The sequence below is a fragment of the Corynebacterium canis genome, assembly GCF_030408595.1.
Taxonomy (GTDB): domain Bacteria; phylum Actinomycetota; class Actinomycetes; order Mycobacteriales; family Mycobacteriaceae; genus Corynebacterium; species Corynebacterium canis.
The window spans coordinates 1358260-1380782 of the sequence record NZ_CP047080.1 but is presented as its reverse complement, the minus strand read 5'-3'; the positions used below and the strand labels follow the sequence as shown (position 1 = coordinate 1380782).

The window sequence follows — 22523 nt, the reverse complement described above, 5'->3', positions numbered from 1 at the left end:
AACTTCGAAGGCTGTGTCTGGGAAATCCCTAGGTTTTGTGCTGTTTTGGGGTTATCACTGGTGCTATGGGTTTGTTTCAGCGTCGCACCAAATTGCTTGATACCTCTTTCATCAACATCACCCGCCGGCTTGCCATGCCGCGTGGGTATTGTCGGGCTTCCCGGGAGGTGGAGTGGGGTTCGCGGTATCACCCGCAACGCCTCGGGTTTGCCGCCCCGATCATGCTGCGGGCACGGGCGCATTTCACCCAAACCCCGAATGTCATTATCGGCGGCTGGGCCGCCGCAGCCTACGCCGGGCTGAAGTACTGGGTGGATGACGCCCACATCACCCTACATGTGGCCAGTAATTTCCAACGCAGCCACAGCGTGTTCGACGCCACCCGCCGCAGACTGCGGCCAGGCACCAGGGTGTGGACACCGGACCAGGAACTACCCGGCATGCAGGTCGTCGCCCCCGAATACGCCCTGGTGGATTGCTTGATTGATCTGCAGCGCGACCGCCACTCCTGGTGGGTCTACCAAGTACCCAACCTTGCTAACTGGGAGGTCCGCGCCATCCAGTTGATTGACGCGCTGCGCGCATGCACCACCCTGAACTTTCAGCTGGTGCGTGACATCGCGCGGAATATTTTCAGCGCCCGCCAGTTGAAAAAACTGTTGAACCTGTCCCGCTCTGGTGCCCAGTCGCCCCCGGAGACCGTGCTGCGGTTGATTGCCGAGCAGCTTCGCCAACACCTGGAGGTGCAAATCCCGATCTATAACTCCGGTGCGCTGGCAGACGACGGCACACCCCTGCTGACCGTGCTTGATTCCGGCTGGCCCGATATCCGCGTTGGTTTGTTCTACGACGGTGCCCACCACCTCCAACGCAGCCAACGCGACTACGACGCCAAAGTGTTGATCCGGCTACGCGAACTCGGCTGGGAACCACTACGTATCACCCACGGGCTACTGCAAAAACCCCGCGAACTCATCACCACCCTGCGCCGCGCCATCCACCGCGCCGAAACCAACACCACACAAACACCAAACGCCAAATCCTGACGCCGAACCCTGAACGGCCGAAACCAAACACCAAATCCTGACGCCGAACCTTAACGGCCGAATCCTCACGGCGATCACTCGCTGCACCCCAACTACCTGGGCTTGCTCGCCGACCTGTCTCGTTGGTGCGCGCCCCACACCCCTGTAACCGGCACGGTGAAGCTCAATACTGTTCGGTGAGCCCGAAACCCGGCACACCCCGGCCCATTCTCACGCCGCGCCAGCCGCGCCACTTCCGTCTGCCCGCAGCACCCCGTAACTGCCCGTAGCTGAAGCACCCCCTTTCCCCGGCCACGAACAATCTGCCTGGCCGCTCTTCGGCAATGCACGATCTGCCTGGCTCCGCGGGATCTGCCTGATTTTTGGGCCGAGTTTTCCTGGGGAAATGCGCCCGCGATGAATCTGCCTCAGGCACATCTGGCGCGGGTGGAAAGGCAGGCAGATCCTCCACACCACGCCAGGTGATGTGGCTAGTTGAAGGCCGGAATTTTCCGTGCTCAGGGCCGATGATTTTTCACGCCCAGGCAGATTCAACACGGAGGTCGGCGCTCGGTGGCGTTTCCGCAGGAACGCGAAACGGCCGTGTTACATCTGCCTCAGGCAGATCTGCCACGGCAGGAAAATCAGGCAGATCCGCATCACCGCTCCAATAAAAGGTCGCTGGGGGCAACGTACTGTTGCGCGCGAGAAGTCACGGCCGCCTCGAACACGTTGGAACGACATCGATTGCGAACCACCGAAACTCGCACCACACAGCCACGTACAATCTGCCTGGCCGCTCTTCGGCAATGTACGATCTGCCTCGCTCCGCCGGATCTGCCTGATTTTTGGGCCGAGTTTTCCTGGGGAAACGCGACCGCGACGAATCTGCCTCAGGCAGATCTGACGCGGGAGGAAAACTAGGCAGATCCGCACCACCACACTAGGTGATGTGGCGAGGTGGAGGCCGGAATTTTCCGCGCAACCGCCTCGCTATATCTGCCTCAGGCAGATTCGACACGCAGGTCGGCGCTCGGTGGCGTTTCCGCAGGAACGCGAAACGGCCGTGTTACATCTGCCTCAGGCACATCTGACACGGCAGGAAACCAGGCAGATTTCGCGGGTGAGGTTGATGGATTCGACCAAGAAAGCACAGCGGCACAAATAGGCACACAGATAATCGCCGAGCACCCCGATCAAACAACTGACGATGGGCTCGGCTGATGCCGGAGCGACCAGCGACAATGCGTTCCGCGACCAAAAGCTTCGTAATATATGGCGGCACACCGCAACGCGGGCGACATATTCGGCGGCACGCCACAACGCGGGCGGTGCTCTAGTTCACCCAAACAAGCCCCGTGAATATACCCCTATAATCAGGTTCCGATCTGTCTTGCCTATCTAGCGCATTAGGAAACGCCCTAAGGCTTGGTGACCTTAGGGCGTCCTACGCAGCCAATAAGTTTGGTGAACTTAGTACCCCGTACGGGATTTGAACCCGTGTTACCGGCGTGAGAGGCCGGCGTCCTAGGCCGCTAGACGAACGGGGCTTGCGGCTGCTTGCATCAATTTACACGATTACCTCCGCACCAAGAAATCCCCAGTTCAAGGCTGGTTTTATCAGGCCTCACACAGCGTCTGCCACGGTGGCTTCGATGCAACTAGTAAACCCCCACACACCGTGGTGTGTGGGGGATCCACTTGACGTACCCCGTACGGGATTCGAACCCGTGCTACCGGCGTGAAAGGCCGGCGTCCTAGGCCGCTAGACGAACGGGGCTTGTTTGAGCTTAAATAACTCAAACGTGATTCCATTGCGGAACTCGAAAAGTGAGTATAGCAGGTGGAACTTTGCGCTCAAAGTCGCAGCTAGCCCTGGGGAATGCACACCACCAGTTTGCCTGGTTCCTGCGAGTTTTCGGCTTCGATGCTCACCGCCAGCAAGCCGTTTTGAATATAGGTATGCGTGACGCGCTGTCCGATAAAGCTCAGGGCGTCTTCCTGTTTCTGCACGTCGTAAAGCCGGTGCTGGTCCATTCCTGGGTGGTCATGGTTATACGAGCTCAACAGCAGCATGCGGGCATCTTCGGATACCGCATACAGGCCGTTATTGAACTTGTCGAATTGAAACGCAGCGTTGCGCTCACCGGCGCGGGCGAAATCGTCCGGCCCTTGCGGGTGCGAGGTGTACATCTGCTGGTACGCCACCTTGCCTTCGGCGTCGACCACAACCGTGCCGTGTTCCATGACCTCCCGAAAGGCTTCGTACGGGTACAGGGGTGAATCGACGTCTCGGCTATACGGCAGGAGCGTGTACGGACCGGCCTTTTCGCGGCGTTCGATTTCCGTACCATCGGCGCGGAAGGCGGAGAGCTCCACGGGCGTATTGTCCGGTCGGGCCTCTGGAACTGAGCTTAAGTGGTGGATATACCAGCCGTCGCTCATGGGAAACACGCGGCCGGGGTCGCGGCCTTGAAAGAGCAGTGAACCATCGTCGGCGCTGATAGATGACACTTCCGTGAGGATCAAAGTATTGGTTCCGGACCATCTCGGATCGGCAGCGATCTCTTCGGACGTCAGTTCCCTTTGGCACAAAGCTGCGGTACCGTCGGCGATCAGCTGGCAAGAGGTTTGCGCGGGCAGATCGTGATGCCAGGCGATCGCGCCGTCGCGCACCCCGAGCAATTGATTCACCGATGCGCCCGCGGCGCTATAGCGTTCCAGGCGCAGGATTGCGGTGTCGCCGTGGTGGCCGAGGTAGTATACCCGAGCGCGCGAGGCGTGCACTGGGAACGACTGCACCTGTTCACCGGTGCGCACATCGAAACCACGGATCACGGAATCTTGGCCGGAGGAGCAATACACGATGCCATCCTCGGAAACGACAGCACATTCGAATGCATCCACCTCATAGATCTTCGCTTTTGTGTTCGCATCGTAGCCGGCGAGGATAAACCGTTCCGACCCCGCCTGGCTATCACCAACGGCGAGGTTTACGGCAAATGTGGTGCGCGCGGCGTCGCTACCCAAAAAACGGCCGCTACGTGCCGGAATTTCCAACATGTCCGCGCCGCCGGCATAGCGGCTATCCAGAAACTTACCGGTGAAACTGGGCTTGGCCACGAAGTTGCCGTAATCGTGATCCAAGGCAGACCGGCCGCCGTGCCTCAGGCCGAAAAACAGTGCCGCAACGATCCCCAAAACGCTGCCAACCACGAGCACCCCGATCAGGATCCCCCGCCGCCACGCATGGTCTTTCGCCACGGTAACCTGCCCTTCCACCAGCGATACTTATGATCAAAATACTAGTGGGTGCCGCCGCTAAAAGGGCGTAAAAAACCGCCCCAGAGCATGCAATAACTGATGCTCCGAGGCGGTATATACGTACCCCGTACGGGATTTGAACCCGTGTTACCGGCGTGAGAGGCCGACGTCCTAGGCCGCTAGACGAACGGGGCTTGTAACACAAGCGGATAGTTTTCCGCTGCTGGCCTACCTGGACTCGAACCAAGAATGACGGTACCAGAAACCGTAGTGTTGCCAATTACACCATAGGCCATTGTTGTTGGCGGGTGATTTCCCCGCCGTGCAACGTGACATACTATAGCCGCGCCCACCGGTTGTGCACAAATCCGCAGTTCAGCGAGCCGCGATCACCGTTCATGCCACCGGGGTTTTGGCGCGGGCGGCGCGCAGCCGGGCCAAGGTGGATTCCTTGCCCAGCAATTCCATGGATTCAAACAACGGCGGCGATATTGCCTGCCCGGTGACGGCGACGCGCAGGGCGCCGAAGGCTTTGCGGGGCTTGAGCTGCAGGGCGTCGATAAGCGCGTTGTGCAGTGCCGCCTCAATGTTCGCCGTGGTCCATTCGTCTACGCTTTCGAGCGCCGCAATGCCTGCGTCGAGGGGCTCAATCGCATCTTCTTTCAGGTTCTTGCGTGCGGACTTTTCGTCCAGTTCAAGGTCGGCGTCGGCGGTGATAAGGAAGCGCACCAAGTCCCAGGCGTCCTCAAGCTTTTTAATGCGCGTTTGCACCAGCTCCGCCACCACGGCAAAATCCGCGGCCGGGTAGTCGGCGGGGAAACCTTTATACTCCTCCAGGTACGCCCGCAGCCGCGTGCTGAAATCGGCGGGGTCCAGCAAACGAATATGGTCGGCGTTGATGGCCTCCAGCTTTTTCTGGTCAAAGCGCGCGGGGTTGCTCAGCACGTCGGCGATATCAAAGTTCGAAACTAGTTCCGAAACGCTGAAAATATCCTGATCCGCCGACAGCGACCACCCCAGCAACGCCAAATAATTCAGCATGCCCTCCGGGAGGATGCCGGCGTCGCGGTGATGGAAAAGATTCGACTGCGGGTCGCGCTTGGAAAGCTTCTTGTTCCCCTCCCCCATAACAAACGGCAAGTGCCCAAAAACGGGGGTGTGCTTTGCGACGCCGATCCGCTTCAGCGCCTCGTAAAGCGCAAGCTGGCGGGGGGTAGACGGCAGCAAATCCTCCCCGCGAAGCACGTGGGTGATCCCCATGAGCGCATCATCGACCGGGTTGACCAGCGTATACAGCGGGGAGCCATCGGAACGCGCCACCACAAAATCCGGCTGCGTCTGGGCCTTAAAGGAAATATCGCCACGCACCAGGTCGTGCCAACCGAAATCCTGATCGGGCATGCGGAGACGCCACACGGGCTTGCGGCCGGCCGCCTCAAACTCCGCGATCTGCTCGGCGCTCAGGTTGCGATCATAGTTATCGTACCCGAGTTTCGGATCCCTACCTGCGGCTTTGTGCCGTTCTTCGACTTCCTCGGCGGTGGAATACGCCGGGTAAACCTCGCCTGCCGCCTTGAGCTTTTCCAGCACCTCGCGGTAGATGTCCATTCGCTGACTCTGGCGATAGGGTTCGTGCGGGCCGCCGGTGACCACACCTTCATCCCAATCCAGGCCCAGCCAGTTCAACGAATCAATGATCGCCTGGTAGGACTCCTCGGAATCACGCGCGGCGTCGGTGTCTTCAATGCGGAACACAAAGGTACCCCCGGTGTGGCGGGCGTACGCCCAGTTAAACAGCGCGGTGCGCACCAAACCTACGTGGGGGGTACCCGTCGGGGAAGGGCAGAAACGAACACGAACTTCAGACATGGTTTTTGAGTCTACCGCGTAGGTGTGCCGCCGAACTGCGCAAGGGTGGCCGCCGCTGGGCATCGCGTAGGATGGTCACTCATGTGTTCTCGCCCGTCGACTGCGCCTGATTTTCTGCTCTCGCGAGCGCATGGGTCTGTTCGCACCCAGGGAAGCCTTACCACGTACACGGATCCTTGGGAGGCGGCGGAGGCCCTCCGGCGCGGCGCGCACACCATGATCGTTGGCGCAATTCCGTTCGATTTGGAGCAGAAGGCGGCGTTGCATGTGCCCGCGCATATCGTGCGCACAAAGGGGCCTTTGGAGCCGCCCGCGCACTACCGTTTGGAACGCCGCATCGACGCCGAATTGCTTTGCGACGACCCCGTGCGCACCGAACACCAGGAACGCGTGCGCGCCGCGGTGGAAACCATCCGGCGCACCCGGTTGGATAAGGTGGTGCTGGCGCGCGCGGTGGATATTTCCTTTCTGGAGCCGGTGGATCCGCTGCTTATCGCCGCGCGGCTTATTGATTACTCCCCGGACCGCAATGGTTTTTTCACCGATCTATCCCCCGCGGGCGGCCGGTTTTTGGGGCGCTGGCTGGTGGGCAGTTCGCCGGAGGTGCTGATCCGGCGGGTGGGCGACCGAGTGAGCACCTACCCGCTGGCGGGTTCCGCGCCGCGCAGCGGTATTCGCGAGGATGATCGCCGCACCGCGAAGCACTTGCAGGACAGCGCCAAAGACCTTGCCGAACACAAGTTCGTGGTGGACCATATCGCCGCGGCCCTGCGCCCGCTGTGCACCGAACTTTCCGTACCCAAAACCCCGGAAATCACCTCCACCGCCGAAATGTGGCACCTGGCCACCCCGATCAGCGGCACGCTCAAGGACCCCCGCACCACTGCCCTGGATGTGGCGCTGCGCGTGCACCCCACGCCCGCGATCTGCGGCACCCCCACCCCACTGGCCAAGGATCTGATACTCCAAGTGGAAACCGACCGTGGGTTCTATTCCGGCGCGGTCGGCTGGTGCGACGCCGAGGGCAATGGGGAATTTATGGTGGCCATCCGATGCGCCGAAACCGACGGGATGCACGCCCGCGCCTGGGCCGGCGGCGGGCTCGTGAACCACTCAAACCCCGAATCCGAGCTCCGCGAAACCGACGCCAAATTGCGCACCATGATGCGCGCCCTAGGCCTCTAGGCGCACCCGATGTTTTTCCGCCAGCCGGCGGAAGCCCGCATAGTAGGTTGCCACCGCCTCGGCATCGCGCCCGGCGGCCAGCAGCGCATTGGTGGGAAGCACCAGATCCCGGTAAATCCCCAGGTACTCGGCGCGGGGGTCTGGCGCGGCGTCGATACGCGAAACGATGAGCGGCGCGGCGCGGTAATATTCGGCAACCTTGTCGCGCAGCTGATCATCGGCGGCGGCCAGGCGATCGCGGTGGGCGCGCAGGGTCTCCAGCTCCACGCCATCGTCGCGGAATTGCTCGCCGAGGGCGACCTCGCAGGCCGTGGTGAGGAAGCAACCCTTGCGCACCGGCTCCGGTTCCGGCTCGGGCTCCGGCTGCGGTTCCGGGTCCATCTTCCCGCTGCTAATAAAAAGGGCGCGAGTTTCCGCTTCTTTTCGGTCGCTATATACTTCCGGCTGGCCCCCATCCGCTAATAAAACATACATTCGGCCGTTTTCTTCTGCGGTGATGACCCAAGGGCCCCGATTATCGCCCGCCTGGGACTTCACTCCGACTAGCATCACGCCGCTCCTCCAATGCCAAATAGATCGCAGCAAATATGATTTGAGGGTACTTATTTCCTGCTACCTTAGCAAGCACTTTTTGCCCGCCGCGCCGCACTCCCCCGCGTTTACCCGCACCCATTCACGCAGTTTAAGCGGCGTTTTCGCGCGGTGGACGATCAGAGTTCAATACAATTCGCAGTTATTTCTTTCAGGTAAATCTTGCCTATTTCCACGACGGATATTTCCTTCTTCTTTATACCGCCGACTTCCGGGGTTAAAATGTGCCCTTGCCTTGACGTCACGGAAGGGTTTTACGGTTTAAGCCATGGAACGCAGCATCGGCGAAGTAGGAAAGCTCTTTAACCTCACATTGCGCACTCTGCGCTATTGGGACGATATTGGGCTCGCCTGCCCCAGTTACCGCGATTGGAACGATTACCGCCTGTACACCGACGAGGATATCGAACGTATTGGCCAAGTGATTGCCTACCGCGCCGTGGGCTTCCCGCTCAGCGAGATTCAGGCGCTTCTCGACGACCCGACTGCCGATTCCATCACGCACCTTCGCCGTCAGCGCGAAGTACTGCTGCACCGTAAAGCCGGGCTGGAATCCATGATTTCCGCCCTTGACACCCTTTTGGAGGACGCCATGTCACGCAAACTCAGCAATGAAGAACAAGCCCAGCTCGTGGGCACATTATGGAACCCGGAATACGAGCGGGAGGCCGAAGAACGCTGGGGTGGGACCCCGGAATGGGAGCAATCCGCCAAGATCAAATCCCAAATGTCCGCCGCCGACTGGGATCAGGTCCGCGTAGAAACCGCGGAGCTGGAACGCCGGCTGGTCGCGGGCATGCAGGGCGGTGCCGCCCCCGGATCCGCCGAGGCGAATACCCTTGCGGAAGAGCACTATGCCAGCATCGCACGGTGGTTCGACATGAGCCACGAAAAGCACGTGCTCATCGCCCGCGGCTACACCGAGGACCCCAGGTTCACCGCCTACTACAACAATCTCCACCCCGGGCTCGCCGAATGGCTCCGCGCGATCATCGACGCTAACGCCGAAGCCCACGGTGTGGACCCGCAACACCCGCAGTGGCGCTAGGTGCGTGCTGGCGCTAGGCGTGTGCTGGCGCTAGGCGTGTGTGGCCGGAGTTATGTGTGGCGCTAGGCCCAAAATGGCGGCGCCACGGCGCCCCTTTTGCGCACCTCACGCACCAACCACAGGACCACGGCGATGCTGAGCAGGGTCGCTATCGCGCTGGCTTCAACACCCACCGCGCCCCCGCTCAGCAGCGCATGGCCGACGGGTTCGGATACCATCCAGCTTTCATGCCCCATGACATTGCTGGTCCCACTGCCAAATACCGGTCCGCGCACAAAGCTCCAGGCCACATGCACGCCGATGACTAGCCACAATGAGCGAAACAGGATATACAGCAATCCGAACAAAAATCCGGCTTCGATGGTGATCGCGAGGAATTCCCACACGCCGACGCGCGGATTGGCCAAATGCGCCACCCCGAACATAATGGCGGACACCACGAGGGCCGCCCACGTGCCAAAAATCTGTTCGAGGTAGCGGAACATTACGCCGCGGTTTAGGATCTCATCGGCCACGGCGGGCGCAATGCTCACCATAAACAGCATCGCCCACGGCAATTCCTCCCGCACCCCCGTAAACCTGATTCCCCCGAACACATACACTAACCCAATGATCAGGCACATCAATACCGCGCCGATGACCAGCCCGAGGGCGGACATGCAGATCGGCCTGCGCAACTCGAACGGTCGTCGGCGTTCCAGCCACACGATAAGCCCATAACCCACGATCGTGGCGATGCGCACCCCGGCCACCATAAGCAGCATGACCGGCACATCCTCCGAAACGAAGTAGGTGGCCAGGCCGAGCGCGCCGGTGGCTAGGGCCATGCACAGATAGATCAGTATCAGGGCCGGCAACCAGATGACCGCGGGGTGGGTGATCTGCCATCTCCACGTGCGCATCCCGGCAAGCGTTTCGGGTGTGCGTTCTACCGAGTCCATGGGCCGGCCATCAGTGTTACGCAACGTGGGGAGGGTAGGCGCTTTCATACCATCATGGTAGGGAACAATATGGCCACAATCATAACGCCAAAACCCCTCATTACCTGCGGTTTTAAGTTGTGCGCAACCAGGCGCTATTGTGCGGGGGCTTTCTCCAATTGCCTCGCGGCGCGCTGCTGGCCCCAAAGTGGGGGAACCACCACCCCGCGGCGCACAATCTGAACTATCGCCCACACGGTGACCACGGAACAAAGCACTACCGTGACCACGCTAGCTTCGATCCCAAACACTCCGCCGCTGATCAGTTCGTTGCCTGCTGGGTTCGAGATAAAAATCCCTTCAAACTCGCCAACCCCGGAAACATTGACATCAAACACCCCGCCTTGCACACAGTTCCACGTGGCGTGCAGGCCGATAACCAGCCACAACGACCTAAAGAGCGCATAAAGCGCCCCAAATAACAGGCCGGCCTCAAGGGCTATCGCAACGGCACCCCACAGTGAGGCATCTTTGTTTGACAAATGCAGCAGACCGAACACCATTCCGGAAACCGCGATGGCAGCCCAGGTTCCGAAAATCTGTTCAAGGTAACGATAAAGAACGCCTCGCATCAGTACCTCTTCCGCAATCCCTGGGTACAATCCCATCACCCAGATAAAGAACCACCAATCCACATGGCTGCGCACCCCCGAAAACTCGATACCACCAAGCAACCACACGACGCCAACAGAAACGCACATCAACGTGGCCCCGAGCACCATTCCAGCCCCAAAAAATCGAACAGGTTTGCGCATAATCTCCACGGGTTTCCGCCCCTCAATCAGCGCCACACCAACATAGGCGAATGCAATTGCCACACAGAAGATCAACAAGACCACCCGCAAACCCACGTTCCACGGCTCCATCTGCCACTCCCCAGGGAAAACCACAGAAGAAATCGAAAAACTCAAACCGGCCGCGATCGCCACAACGAAAGCAGCGAGGATCCAGATAATCAGCGGGTGTGTAGCTAAACGACGCAACTTAAACATCGACGCCAACGCCTCCGGCGACCGATCGACCGAATCGATCGCACGCGAGTCAGCAGCCCTTAATGCAGGAATATAGTCGCCCATAACCCCACACTAATCAAATTCTATGACCAAAACCTATAACCGCTTGCGAAAGCCAAAAAGTGGGGTTTATTCATGGCGTTTTTGAAGCAGAACAGTCCGATTATTGTTGATAATCTTAAATACTAGTTCGTGGTAGTGATTGCAGGCCAGGTGGATATTCATTCCTGCCTAGTAGTGGTTACCGGAGTAATTTCCTTAGGTGGTCCTGGCAGTCCACGGTGGACACAGGGTGCCCTCAACAATAATGTCTTGGTCGTACAGCCTGGCTGCATGTTCGACAAGGCAGGATAGTTACCGGTCGGCAATCCCTCGTAGTAAAGCGTCCAACAATCAAACCTTTAGTGGTGGTTTTGTTTGACGATCAGATGTAATCCTTTACCAAAGGCTTCGCTATATGTGGTGACGCGCCACAGCGCGGGCGATGTTCTTATTCACTCAAATAAGCCCCGTGAATAAAACCCGTGCTATCAATGCAATATCACAACAGTGCCAGACGATAGCTTTCGCCCAGCATCCCACCACCACCGCTCCCCAATGGCAACAGAATGTGTTCCACACTTCTGAGTTGTCGGTTCCGCCCGGAAGCACATGTGAAACCATACATTTTGAGCATTTGAGAAGTCCCGTCGTAGCAGCCATTCTGCGGCCCTGAAACTCGCTACCCTTGTTGGACCATGGCCAAAGTTCATTTCGGGCGCCATTTTGATGCGGTCGGTTGCCCACGAGCTATTGTCAAGCTGCGAGTTGAACGGTGTCTACCGATATTTTTTACATCAAAATCCCGAAATCTGTGTAAAACATATCGCGGCTGCGGCCCCAGGCGGCCCCGGATGATGAAAATTACACAGAATCCGGGTTTCGTGTGTAAAAAATTTCATGCGGGGCGCACAACCTATCTCCATTGGCCGCCAAACACCCACAAATCGCCTCGCTATGCCACTTCCACAGGCACCCTGCCGCAATACACCTCAAGTCGACGCGATATGCACGCGATTTCCCGCAGCCAACACAGCAGCCGAAGGCAAATCAGAGCAAATGCGATAAATTAATAACTGCCGTGTGGTTCTCCCCATCCTAACAGTTAGCTGTGGCAACATTCTGGTGAACCGAGGGCTGTCGATACCCAATCCCAAAGCCTCACTCCTGAGCCCAATAATAGTTATGTACACATAAATTTTGCACTCTCGACGCAACCCGTCGTAGCAGCCATTCTGCGGCCCTGAAACTCGCTACCCTTGTTGGACCATGGCCAAAGTTCATTTCGGGCGCCATTTTGATGCGGTCGGTTGCGCGCGACCCATTTCCGCGCTCAGAGTTGAACGGTGTCTACCGATATTTTTTACATCAAAATCCCGAAATCTGTGTAAAACATATCGCGGCGGCGGCCCTAGGCGGCCCAGGATGATGAAAATTACACAGAATCCGGGTTTCGTGTGTAAAAAACTTCATGCGTAGCACACAACCTATCGCTGCGGGCCGGCTGACAGGCTGACCGACTGACAGGGCAATGTGCGCCGCGCCCCACCGCCACGCCGCGCACATACACCCTCAAAAGCGCTAGCTAGGCGCGTTCGACCGGGTTGCCAAGACGCCCGATGCCGGGGATCTCCACCTCGATAAAGTCGCCGGGGTGCATGGCCTCGGTGCCGGCGGGGGAACCTGTGGAAACCACATCACCGGGCAGCAAGGTCATGGAGGCGGTGATGAATTCGATGATCTCGCCGATATTCATGATCATCTGGTTCGAGTTGGAGTCCTGCTTGGTTTCGGTGACCCCATTGTGGGTAAGGTGCGCCTTGATCGGCAAGTTTGTGGTGTCGATGCACTCTAGGTCGGTCTCGATCCAGGGGCCCAACGGCGCGAACGTGTCAATACCTTTCGCGCGCGCCCATTGGCCGTCGGAGAATTGCAGGTCGCGGGAGGAGACGTCGTTGATAATGGTGAAGCCGAGGACCACGGATTTCCAGTCTTCGGCCTTCACATTCTTGCACGGCTTTCCGATCACCAGTGCTAATTCGCCTTCGAATTCCACATTGGTGGCAAACTCCGGAATCTTGATCGCGGCGCCGGGACCGATCACCGCCGTGGCGGGTTTCAAGAAGAGCGTCGGGGGTAGTGATTCGGCGCTCTTTTTAAACACTTCCGCAACATGGTCTGCGTAATTACGCCCGATTGCCACAATTTTGCTGGGGAGCGTCGGGGCTAGCAGACGCACGTCTTCTAACGCCCATTCGCGGCCCGTGTATTCGGGTTCCGTAAACGGAGTACCTGCAATTTCTCGACATTTGATAGCTGTGTCATCGCCCTCGATGACGCAGAAGCACATTCCCTCAGGGTGGGCAATTCGTCCAAAACGCATGTGGCATATCCTACACACAGGTGTGTCTTTATTTTGCATTACACCTGCAGAGATTTGAGGGTATTCCCCCGGAAGGAGGCAATGAGTGCGAGGTAAAGTTCAGCGCAGGCGAGGGCGTCGATAAGCGCGTTGTGGCTGCGATAGGTGGGCAAACCGTAGCGTTGCCGGATGCGCGGCAAGCGTAAATCTTCGCCGCGGGGGTAGGTGCCCATACGTTCCATGTGGCGCCGCTCCAAAGCGAACGTATCGACGACCGGCACCACCAGGTCCGCGCCAAAGTGCAGGCGGCAGGCGGCCGACAAAAACCCCGTTTCCATGGCGGCCCAATGGGCGAGCATCACGCGGCCCTGCAGCGCGTCGAGAAGGTCTGCGACGGCTTCTTTGGCGTCGACACCACTTTCGATATCGTCGTCGGTGAGGTGATGGATTACCGCGGAATCGCCGACCTCGCTGCCGCGCAATACTCGGTGATTGGCCTTGCCGAGTTGGATCTCGCCATTGTCGATTGGCACCCAGCCGATGGACAGCAATTCGTGCTTATCGGGGTGCAAACCGGTGGTTTCCACGTCGACGGCGAGCAACGGCAGCTCCGAAATATTGGTCGAAGGTTTCGGCGGCGAGGTGGCGTAAAAGGTGGCGAGTGCCCCGTGGGCCTTGCGGCCTGCCCGTGCGCGGGCGGAAAACCCGAACACTAGATGTTCCTCACGGGGTATTTGGTGGCCAGCGCGCTTTGCATGCTCTTAATGATCTGGAACGCGTCGCGCAAGTGTTCGCGATCGAGTTTGCCTAATACCTTGGGGTCGATGTGGTAGTTCGGGCGTTCGCCGCGGCGGACCTGGTTGGCCTGCTGTTGGAGGGCGATGGTGTTCAGGAAGTCGAACGCATCCCGCAAATCCTCCGCGCCACGTGCGGAAACGGCCCCGTGGCCGGCGGCTTGGGTCAGCCGTTCGCGGGTGCCCACGGCGTGCACCCCGGAGGCGAGAGCGAACAGGCGTGCCATTTGCACAATGGCTGCGGTGCCGCCCTTTTTCACATCGAGCGTATTTGCGTATTCGCCGCTGCGATCCACCACGAGCCCGCGGAAGAATCCGAGCGGAGGTTCGCGGCGGGCGGCCAGCGTGGCCAGGTGCGCGTGCAAGCGGCTGGCATTGCGGGCGGTCTGCACCGCGAGGCGAACCACCTGATCCGCGAGCTGGGTATCGCCGTAGATGCCGCGCATATCAAAGAACACTTGTGCGTGAAGCAGGGCGTCGGGTTCGGGGGCGGTGATCCAGGTGTGGAAGGCGTGGTTCCATTGGGAAACGGTCATGCGCCATTCCGGGTTGCTGGCCATCATATCACCGGGGCACAGCACCTGCCCGGCCGCGTCGAGGCCCTTGCATACGCGTTCGGAAAGTTCGGCGAAATAGGCACCGTGTTCGGCTTCGTTATAGGCGTCGGAAAGCACGAGGGCGTTGTCCTGGTCGGAGGCCAAGCCCATGCCGCGGCGGCCTTGGGAACCGAGCACGACGAAGCTATAGGGCACCGGCGCCGGGCCGAGCTCAGATTCCGCCAGGGTGATCAGGCGGCGGGCTAGGGCGTCCGCGGCGACGGTCAGCAGGTTGGTCACCTCTTCTGGGGAGGCGCCGCGCTCGATAAAGCGGACCGCCACATCATGAGCGGATTCGTAAACCTGTTTGAGTTCTTGCGGGGTGGTGCGGCGAGCCAGATCCGCCGTCAGATAGATGGGATCGTGGCGCAGCAGGCGCATGATATCGGCGGAGGCGACAATGCCCACCAGCTTGCCCGCGTCCACGACCGGAAGGTGGTGAATGCCCATCTCGGCCATGATCAGCATCGCCTCGAACGCCAAGGTATCGCTGGCCACGGCCCGGGGGTTCGCGGTCATAATGGCGGTCACGGGCAAGGTCACATCCATGGCACCAGCGACCACGCGTCCGCGGAGGTCACGGTCGGTAACAATGCCCTCTAGGGCGTCGTCGGCACCGGTGATCAGCAGCGAGGAAACGTTCTTGGCCTGCATAAACGCGGCGGCTTCCTGGATCGTTGCCGTGGGTGCGACAGTCGCTGGGGTGGTGATCATAAATTCGCGCAGCCGGGTGCGCAGCACATCGGACGAGGATTGCTGGCGCAGGCTACTTGCGGCGGCGCTAATACGTGCGGACTGGCCGGAGAAAAAGCGGGCCAGCTCCGGATGCTCCTGCGCCAATGGCACGAATACCTCGCGCGGCACTAGCAATGCCAGCGTGTCCTCAACGGCGACCATGGTGTAGCGGCAGGTCTCATCCCCCATGAGGGTGGAGTAACCAAAAGAACGGCCCGCATCACGTCGGTCCAGCAATACCCCCTCCGAATCGAGGACATCAACGGCCCCAGAGCGGATCACATAGGTGAAATCGTTGGTATCGCCGGCGGCGATAATCGTATCCCCGCGGCGGAAATACTTCATAGTCATTTGCGCAGGCAGGCGGTCAAGAACGTCTTCGGGAAGCTGCGCGTAGGGGGCGCTCGCCGCGAGGAATTCACGGACCTCATCTAGTTCGATGCTCATACAGGCAAACGATACAGGGTGACCAGCCCCACATAAAGGGCTTTGATGTTATTGGGGGCACGCGTCGCGCGACAAGTTAGCAAAGATTGGCTATTAAAACATTTGCCTGAAATACCGAATTTAGCTTAGGCTCGTAGCACTTACGTAGTTCACTACGCTACAACTTTTGGAGGATATTGATGCGCCGAATTATGCGTATGTCCATTGCCGCCACGGCCGCCGCGCTGATGCTGGCGCTGCCCGCCTGTTCGAGCGAACAAACCACCACCTCCGGCACCAGCTCTGAGGCGGCCAGCTCCGCCGAAAGCAATGCCGAATACCCCATTACAATCAAACATGCGTTGGGGGAAACGAAGATTGAAAAGAAGCCGGAGCGCATCGCCACCCTCGGATGGTCCAACCACGAGATACCCCTCGCGTTCGGCGTGATGCCGGTGGGCATTTCCAAGGTGACGTGGGGCGACGATAATAACGACGGCATCCTTCCCTGGGACGAGGAAAAGATCAAGGAGCTCGGCGGGGAAACGCCTGTACTCTTCGATGAAACCGACGCCATTCCCTTCGAACAAGTCGCCGATACGAAGCCGGACGTGATCCTTGCCGCCTACTCCGGGCTGAGTCAGGAAGACTACGATAAGCTCTCCAAGATCGCCCCCGTGGTGGCCTATCCAAACAAGGCGTGGACCACCACGACCAGCGAAATAATCAAGCTCAACGCCATCGGCATAGGCATGGAAGACAAGGCGGCGGAATTCCAAAAGCAGGTCGACGACGCGGTCGCCGCGGCCCTAGACAAATACCCGAACCTGAAGGATAAGAAGGTCATGTTCTCTTCCTTCGGCTCGCAGGACGATAAGTCCAAGATTGGCTTCTACACGCTCGACGACCCGCGCGCCGGGCTGCTGAAAACCATCGGCCTCGGCGTGCCCAAGATCGTGGAGGAGGAAACGCCGAAATCCGATAGCTTCTGGGTAGAGCGCTCCGCCGAACAACCGGAGGCGTTCGAAGATGTGGACGTTATTATCTCCTACGGTTCCAACGACGCCGCCACCAACGAAAAGACCCTGAAGGACATGCAGGCGGACCCGCTGCTCAGCAAGATTCCCGCGATCCGGGACGGCCATGTGGCGTTCCTTGGCGAAGGGCCGGTGGCCGCGGCGGCTGGCGGCTCCCCCGCCGGCCTGATCTGGGGCGTGGATAAGTACTTCGAAATTGTGAGCAAAGCGGCCGGATAAGTCGCACCGATGCACTCTCTTCTCCCCCGGCGGATGGTCGCCGTCGTGGCGCTGCTGATTGCCTTGGTGTTGGCGATCGTCGCCTCCATCGCGTTCGGCGTGCGCTCCATCCCGTTCGAAGATGCGATGCTGGCGGTGCTCGGACATATGAGCAATACCGACCAATCCGCGGCCGCCACCCGCATCCCGCGCACCGTGCTCGCCATGATTATCGGGGCGTCGCTGGCCATCGCCGGGACCACCATGCAGGCGATCACCAGAAACCCGCTTGCGGATCCCGGAATCTTCGGCGTGCTTTCCGGCGCCGCCCTGGCCGTGGTGATTGGCCTGGCGTTTTTCGGGTTGACGCACCCGATTCCCACGATGATCGTGGCCATCTGCGGTTCGGCGATCGCGGCCGTGGCGGTGTATGCGATCGGCTCGCTGGGGCGCGGCGGGGCCACCCCATTGAAGCTTGCGCTCGCCGGTGCCGCCACCACCGCCGCCATCAGTTCGCTGATTAGTGCGATTATTCTGCCGCGTGCGCGCGTGATGGACACGTATCGTTTCTGGCAGATCGGCGGCGTGAGCGGCGCGGAGTGGACACCCATCGCCCTCGCCGCTCCCCTCCTGATCGTCGGCGGCGCGATCTGCCTGCTGAGCGCCAGCAAATTGAACACGCTTGCGCTTGGCGACGATGTCGCCACCGGCCTCGGCACCAATGTCACGCTCGCGCGTTTGCTGTCTTCCCTCGGCGCCGTCATCCTCTGCGGCACCGCCACCTCCCTGGCTGGGCCGATCGGCTTTGTGGGCCTGATCGTCCCCCACGTATGCCGCCTCTTAGTTGGAACAGATCATCGATGGCTGCTGCCGATCAGCGCCCTGTCCGGCGCCATCCTCCTGCTCGCTGCGGACACGCTCGGCCGCGTAATCACCCGCCCCAGCGAGGTCGCCGTGGGCATCATTATGCCGCTCATTGGGGCGCCGGTATTTATCTGGATTGTGCGACGACACAAGGTGCGTGAATTATGAGCACCCAACTCATCGCTTATCGACGCCGCCGCCGCATCCGCCTCACCACCATTACGGCGGTCCTCGGCGCACTGGTTATCGGCCTATATTTCACCGCCCTGATGCTGGGCGAAACCTGGTATAGCTTCAGCGAAGTCACGGCGGTGATGGCCGGAAACACGGTACCCGGGGCGTCGTTTAGCGTCGGCGAAGTCCGGTTGCCCCGCGCCACATTAGCGGTGGTGGCGGGCGCGGCATTCGGCGTCTCCGGCATCACTTTTCAAACAATGTTGCGAAATCAATTGGCGTCGCCGGACATTATCGGAATCTCGTCTGGGGCGAGCGCCGCGGGAGTGGTGGCGGTGGTGTTTTTCCACTACACGCAGACCGCGACGTCGATAATCTCCCTGGTGGCGTCGCTGGCGGTGGCGGGCGCGGTGTATCTGCTTTCGCTGCACGGCGGTTTTACTGGGACGCGGCTGATCCTTATTGGCATCGGGGTGGCCGCCATGCTCAACGCGGTGGTCACGTACTCGCTCTCGCGCGCGGCGGCGTGGGACCTGCCGACAGCCACGCGATGGCTCACAGGTTCGCTCAACAGTGCGACCTGGGAACGGGCGGTGCCAACGAGCATAATCGTACTGGTGCTCGTACCCTTGCTGGGGCTGCTCAGCCACCAACTTAACCTGCTGCGCCTCGGCGACGACCTAGCCAATGGGCTCGGGGTACGCGTGCAATTCGTGCGCATCACGGCGATAATCGCGGCGGTGACGCTGATCGCGGTGGCCACGGCGGCGTGCGGACCGATCGCGTTCGTGGCGTTTATGGCCGGGCCGATCACCATGCGGATCGTCGGGCCGAGCGCCCCGCTGATCATACCGACGGCGCTCGTCGGCGCGCTGCTTACCCTGACCGCCGACCTCGCTGGCCAATACCTGTTCGGTACGCGCTACCCCGTGGGCGTGATCACGGGTGTGCTCGGCGCCCCGTATTTGATTTTCCTTTTGGTCCGGACCAGCCGTTAGAAAGACTCCATCACCGTGACACTCACACACCAACTTCGCGCCGCGGACATCACCCTTGGGTACGGCGAACGCACTATCGCAAAAGACCTGTCCGTGCGCATCACCCCGGGGGCGATCACCTCCATTGTGGGCCCCAATGGGTGCGGCAAATCCACCCTGCTACGTGCGCTTTCCCGCCTGCTTGCCCCGCAGAGCGGACAGGTGCTGCTGGACGAAAAACCCCTAGCTAGCTACCCCGCCAAACAACTCGCCCGAACACTTGGACTACTGCCGCAGAACCCGCTGGCGCCGGACGGGATCGCCGTGGCGGACCTCGTGGGGCGCGGGCGGACCCCGCACCAAGGGCTGTTTGGCAGGTGGTCGAAGCAGGATTATGAGATAGTCAATGAATCCCTGGCCGCCACCGGAATCCTGGACCTCGCCGAACGTAGTATCGATGAGCTTTCCGGCGGGCAACGGCAACGCGTATGGATCGCCATGGCGCTCGCGCAACGCACGGATATCCTGCTCTTGGACGAGCCCACCACCTTCCTCGACGTGGCCAACCAGCTGGAGGTGCTCGATCTGCTCACGGAAATCAACGCCGAGCGGGGCACCACCATCGTGATGGTGCTGCACGACCTCAACCTCGCCGCACGCTATTCGCAGCAGCTTATCGCCATGGTTTCCGGTTCCATCTACGCCACCGGCGCGCCCGCGGAGGTAATCACCACCGCCGCCGTGAAGGACGTGTTCGGGATCGAATCTCACATCATGCCGGACCCCGTTTCGGGCGCGCCCATGGTGATGCCAAAGGGCAGGCACCACGTCAACCCGTGACGGGGTTCGGCCAAGGTTACGGCGAGCTGAGACCTCCCCAAGGCGAACGCGTTTTCTGTGATTGCGATGACAGCGTTCGCGATAAAATTTAAGCAAACTCTGTCCGCTGGAAAAACAATCGAACCTATTTCCAGCGCTGCTTAAAGTGTAGTGTAGGCCCGAAAAATACTTCGAATGCCGAGCGTGACTGGGAACGTTTCTCGCGGCGATGCCGCCGCACTACGGCAAGATAACGCTTTGATAAAGGTATGGATTCATTGGCCCAATAAGCAGGGATTTTAAAGGAGGTTTCAAGAGAAAATTTCTTCAAATAGGCACCGTTGCGGGCTACACTTCACGTATCAGCCTCACCATTTTGTGGCATCCTTTTTGAGGAGGAAGCGTGAAGATTGTCGATCTCTCCCCCACCCAGGAAATCCTAGAATACACGAACTGGTCCGGAGTTTTCCATGCGTACGGGGTGGCTACGGATACGCCGCAGCACTTGCGCGCATTGCTCGGAAACGACGAGCGTGCCATCGCAGAAGCCCTCGAGCATCTTTTCGTTGCCACCACTCATCAGGGTGACTACTATCCCGCCGCCGAACCCGCCGCACTGTTTGTTATCGCCGCCCTCGACGAGCTGAATCCTCAGGAGATTTTTTACGAACAGCTCCGCAGCGATTTGCTGGATTGGTTGCGGTTCGCCGGCGAAAGTTTCTATGGCAAACCGCATGCCGCCCACGAGGTGATCACGCAGCTGCTCAACCTGAAATTCACCTCCCCCACCGACTACCTTGAGCTCACGCGGGTCCTTGTGGCATGGACAAAGAAGTGCCAAAGCAAGCAGCTCCGACGTAAGGTGCGCAACCGACTCCGCGCCGAATTAGACACCTGGCTTGGCAATATCATACGGTGGCCGCTTATCGACGCCCTGGGCACGCTCGGCCACAGCGTCTCCCGCTACCTGAACGATCCCGATCCTATCGTGCAAGCGTTCGCCGCGATCCATACCCACAGCAAAAAGGGCACCCGAACACTCAATCGATCGTTGGCGCGGATTACCACCTGGGACCCGCACTATCCGGTGGAGGTATTGCGCCCGCTGGTGTGCGAACTTATCGCCCGGGCGAAAACCATCGAGGATATTCTGCCCGCCGCGGTGGCGGTCATGCGGCACGGGAATTTCCGCAATATGGAATGGCACGAGCTGCTGACATTCGCCTGCAAAGAGAGGGCGAGCTACCCGAACGCCCACCGCGAGATCCTAAAGGCGCTCGTTGAAAACGACACCGTCTGGGTGCGCCCCCGCAGCAGCGGCCTTATCTACCGGCTCGAGGAGTTCGGCCTGCCCCAAACGCGCGCGGAATTGCGAGGCTTCCTGACTTCCAATCACCAACGAAAGGAGCTTACTAACCTGCGATAATCACCAAACCGTATAGCACCTCCAGCCACCAGCACCGCCGGTTTTTCACACGCGCACGCGGTGCTGGTGGTTCGTGCTATTTGGCGAGCTTGGCGGCGATCCGATCGCCCACCTCGACGGTGCGCACCGGCTCCGCACCTCGCGCGGCCACATCGGCCGCCACGGTCTCCTCGATCCGCACGGCGTTGGCCTCGTCCCCGAGGTGGCGCAGCAGCATGGCGGCGGACAGGATCGCGGCCGTCGGGTCCGCGATGCCCTGGCCCGCGATATCCGGGGCGGAACCGTGCACGGGTTCGAACATGGAGGGGTTCGCGCCGGTGGCGTCGATATTTCCGGAGGCCGCGAGCCCGATGCCGCCGGTGATCGCGCCCGCCAGATCCGTCAAAATATCCCCGAACAGGTTATCGGTAACAATGACGTCGTAGCGGCCGGGGTCGGTCACCATATAGATCGTGGCGGCGTCGATATGGTTGTATTCCACGGTCACTTCGGGGTATTCGCGCGCCACATCTGCGACCGTACGTTCCCATAGCCCGCCAGCATTCACCAATACGTTCGTCTTGTGCACCAGGGTGAGCTTGCGGCGGCGCTGCTGCGCCCGCTCGAATGCATCGCGCACCACGCGCTCCACCCCGTATCGGGTGTTCTGGCTCACCTCGGAGGCGACCTCGTGCGGGGTACCTTCCCGCAGGGTGCCGCCATTGCCGCAATACAAGCCTTCGGTGCCTTCGCGCACCACCACAAAGTCAATCTCGCCCGGGTTTGCTAGCGGCGAGGTGGCGGTGGGGTAGAGCTTGGCGGGGCGCAGATTCACGTGATGGTCCAGTGCGAAGCGCATTTTCAGCAGCAGGCCGCGTTCCAGCACGCCGGGGGGAACGTCGTCGGGCGCCCCGATCGCGCCCAGCAAGATGGCGTCGTGTTCGCGCAAGGATTCGAGGTCTGCGTCGGTGAGCAATTCGCCGTTGCGGAGGTATCGTCGCGCGCCCAGATCGTAATCGGTCGTTTCAATGTCGTCCCGCACGGCATTCAAAACTTTGAGCGCTTCGACGGTTACCTCGGGGCCGATGCCATCGCCACCAATCACAGCCAATTTCATAATGT

17 protein-coding genes and 4 tRNA genes are annotated in these 22523 nt (G+C 60.1%); 8 read left to right on the top strand and 13 right to left on the bottom strand.

Translation table 11 applies throughout. The annotated features are described in order from the left end of the window. Positions 1-65 precede the first annotated feature (65 nt). Positions 66-1046 (top strand): putative endonuclease domain-containing protein, encoded by a 981-nt coding sequence (locus CCANI_RS06050; protein WP_290211546.1) that lies wholly within the window; start codon positions 66-68, stop codon positions 1044-1046. Between the two features lie 1456 nt (positions 1047-2502). On the opposite strand, the gene CCANI_RS06045 is transcribed toward CCANI_RS06050, so the two are convergent. The 6 genes from CCANI_RS06045 to gltX all read right to left on the bottom strand — a co-directional run bounded on the left by CCANI_RS06045 (position 2503) and on the right by gltX (position 6158). Beyond that, positions 2503-2575, bottom strand: a tRNA-Glu gene (locus tag CCANI_RS06045). Between the two features lie 157 nt (positions 2576-2732). Continuing rightward, positions 2733-2805: transfer RNA gene (locus CCANI_RS06040), tRNA-Glu, on the bottom strand. Between the two features lie 89 nt (positions 2806-2894). Next, entirely contained in the window at positions 2895-4307 is a 1413-nt protein-coding gene (locus CCANI_RS06035) for a WD40 repeat domain-containing protein (protein ID WP_146323390.1), read from the bottom strand. A 103-nt stretch (positions 4308-4410) separates the two neighbouring features. Continuing rightward, positions 4411-4483: transfer RNA gene (locus tag CCANI_RS06030), tRNA-Glu, on the bottom strand. A 29-nt stretch (positions 4484-4512) separates the two neighbouring features. Continuing rightward, positions 4513-4584: transfer RNA gene (locus CCANI_RS06025), tRNA-Gln, on the bottom strand. A gap of 101 nt (positions 4585-4685) precedes the next feature. Further along, positions 4686-6158 (bottom strand): glutamate--tRNA ligase, encoded by a 1473-nt coding sequence (gene gltX / locus CCANI_RS06020; protein WP_146323389.1) that lies wholly within the window; start codon positions 6156-6158, stop codon positions 4686-4688. A gap of 81 nt (positions 6159-6239) precedes the next feature. On the opposite strand from gltX, the gene CCANI_RS06015 reads away from it, so the two are divergent. Beyond that, positions 6240-7343 (top strand): isochorismate synthase, encoded by a 1104-nt coding sequence (locus CCANI_RS06015; RefSeq protein WP_146323388.1) that lies wholly within the window; start codon positions 6240-6242, stop codon positions 7341-7343. Here CCANI_RS06015 and CCANI_RS06010 read toward each other — a convergent pair. Then, a complete protein-coding gene (locus CCANI_RS06010; RefSeq protein ID WP_146323387.1) occupies positions 7332-7895 on the bottom strand; it encodes a hypothetical protein in 564 nt (187 codons plus the stop codon). The two genes, CCANI_RS06015 and CCANI_RS06010, sit on opposite strands and share 12 nt — an antisense overlap. Before the next feature lie 307 nt (positions 7896-8202). Here CCANI_RS06010 and CCANI_RS06005 point away from each other — a divergent pair, with 307 nt between their 5' ends. Then, positions 8203-8982, top strand: a complete 780-nt coding sequence (locus tag CCANI_RS06005) for a MerR family transcriptional regulator (RefSeq protein WP_146323386.1) — start codon at positions 8203-8205, stop codon at positions 8980-8982. Between the two features lie 62 nt (positions 8983-9044). Here the strand turns inward: CCANI_RS06005 and CCANI_RS06000 are convergent, their stop codons facing one another. From CCANI_RS06000 to CCANI_RS05980, 5 genes are all read right to left on the bottom strand, one after another. Continuing rightward, on the bottom strand, positions 9045-9971 hold the full coding sequence (locus tag CCANI_RS06000) for a CPBP family intramembrane glutamic endopeptidase (protein ID WP_146323385.1): 927 nt from the start codon (positions 9969-9971) through the stop codon (positions 9045-9047). An 86-nt stretch (positions 9972-10057) separates the two neighbouring features. Then, positions 10058-11038: a CPBP family intramembrane glutamic endopeptidase gene (locus CCANI_RS05995; RefSeq protein ID WP_146323384.1), complete on the bottom strand. Its 981-nt coding sequence runs from the start codon at positions 11036-11038 to the stop codon at positions 10058-10060. Positions 11039-12599: 1561 nt separating this feature from the next. Next, positions 12600-13397 carry a fumarylacetoacetate hydrolase family protein gene (locus CCANI_RS05990; protein ID WP_146323383.1) on the bottom strand — a complete coding sequence of 266 codons (798 nt, stop codon included), beginning with the start codon at positions 13395-13397 and terminating at the stop codon, positions 12600-12602. A gap of 38 nt (positions 13398-13435) precedes the next feature. After that, a complete protein-coding gene (locus tag CCANI_RS05985; protein ID WP_146323382.1) occupies positions 13436-14089 on the bottom strand; it encodes an exonuclease domain-containing protein in 654 nt (217 codons plus the stop codon). Continuing rightward, a complete protein-coding gene (locus CCANI_RS05980) occupies positions 14089-15948 on the bottom strand; it encodes a DUF294 nucleotidyltransferase-like domain-containing protein (RefSeq protein ID WP_146323381.1) in 1860 nt (619 codons plus the stop codon). The genes CCANI_RS05985 and CCANI_RS05980 overlap by 1 nt, the downstream gene beginning before the upstream one ends. Positions 15949-16127: 179 nt before the next feature. Between CCANI_RS05980 and CCANI_RS05975 the strand changes: the two genes are divergently transcribed. The 5 genes from CCANI_RS05975 (at position 16128) to CCANI_RS05955 (ending at position 21422) form a co-directional block, all read left to right on the top strand. Next, positions 16128-17183 carry an iron-siderophore ABC transporter substrate-binding protein gene (locus CCANI_RS05975; protein WP_246118154.1) on the top strand — a complete coding sequence of 352 codons (1056 nt, stop codon included), beginning with the start codon at positions 16128-16130 and terminating at the stop codon, positions 17181-17183. Positions 17184-17192: 9 nt separating this feature from the next. Beyond that, positions 17193-18194, top strand: coding sequence for a FecCD family ABC transporter permease (locus CCANI_RS05970; RefSeq protein WP_146323380.1), 1002 nt, complete (start codon positions 17193-17195; stop codon positions 18192-18194). Then, positions 18191-19198 (top strand): FecCD family ABC transporter permease, encoded by a 1008-nt coding sequence (locus tag CCANI_RS05965; protein WP_146323379.1) that lies wholly within the window; start codon positions 18191-18193, stop codon positions 19196-19198. Before CCANI_RS05970 ends, CCANI_RS05965 begins: the two co-directional genes overlap by 4 nt. 15 nt (positions 19199-19213) lie before the next feature. Further along, entirely contained in the window at positions 19214-20017 is an 804-nt protein-coding gene (locus CCANI_RS05960; RefSeq protein ID WP_146323378.1) for an ABC transporter ATP-binding protein, read from the top strand. A 382-nt stretch (positions 20018-20399) separates the two neighbouring features. After that, on the top strand, positions 20400-21422 hold the full coding sequence (locus CCANI_RS05955; protein ID WP_146323377.1) for a hypothetical protein: 1023 nt from the start codon (positions 20400-20402) through the stop codon (positions 21420-21422). 76 nt (positions 21423-21498) lie between these two features. On the opposite strand, the gene CCANI_RS05950 is transcribed toward CCANI_RS05955, so the two are convergent. After that, entirely contained in the window at positions 21499-22518 is a 1020-nt protein-coding gene (locus tag CCANI_RS05950) for a 3-isopropylmalate dehydrogenase (protein ID WP_146323376.1), read from the bottom strand. Positions 22519-22523 lie beyond the last annotated feature (5 nt).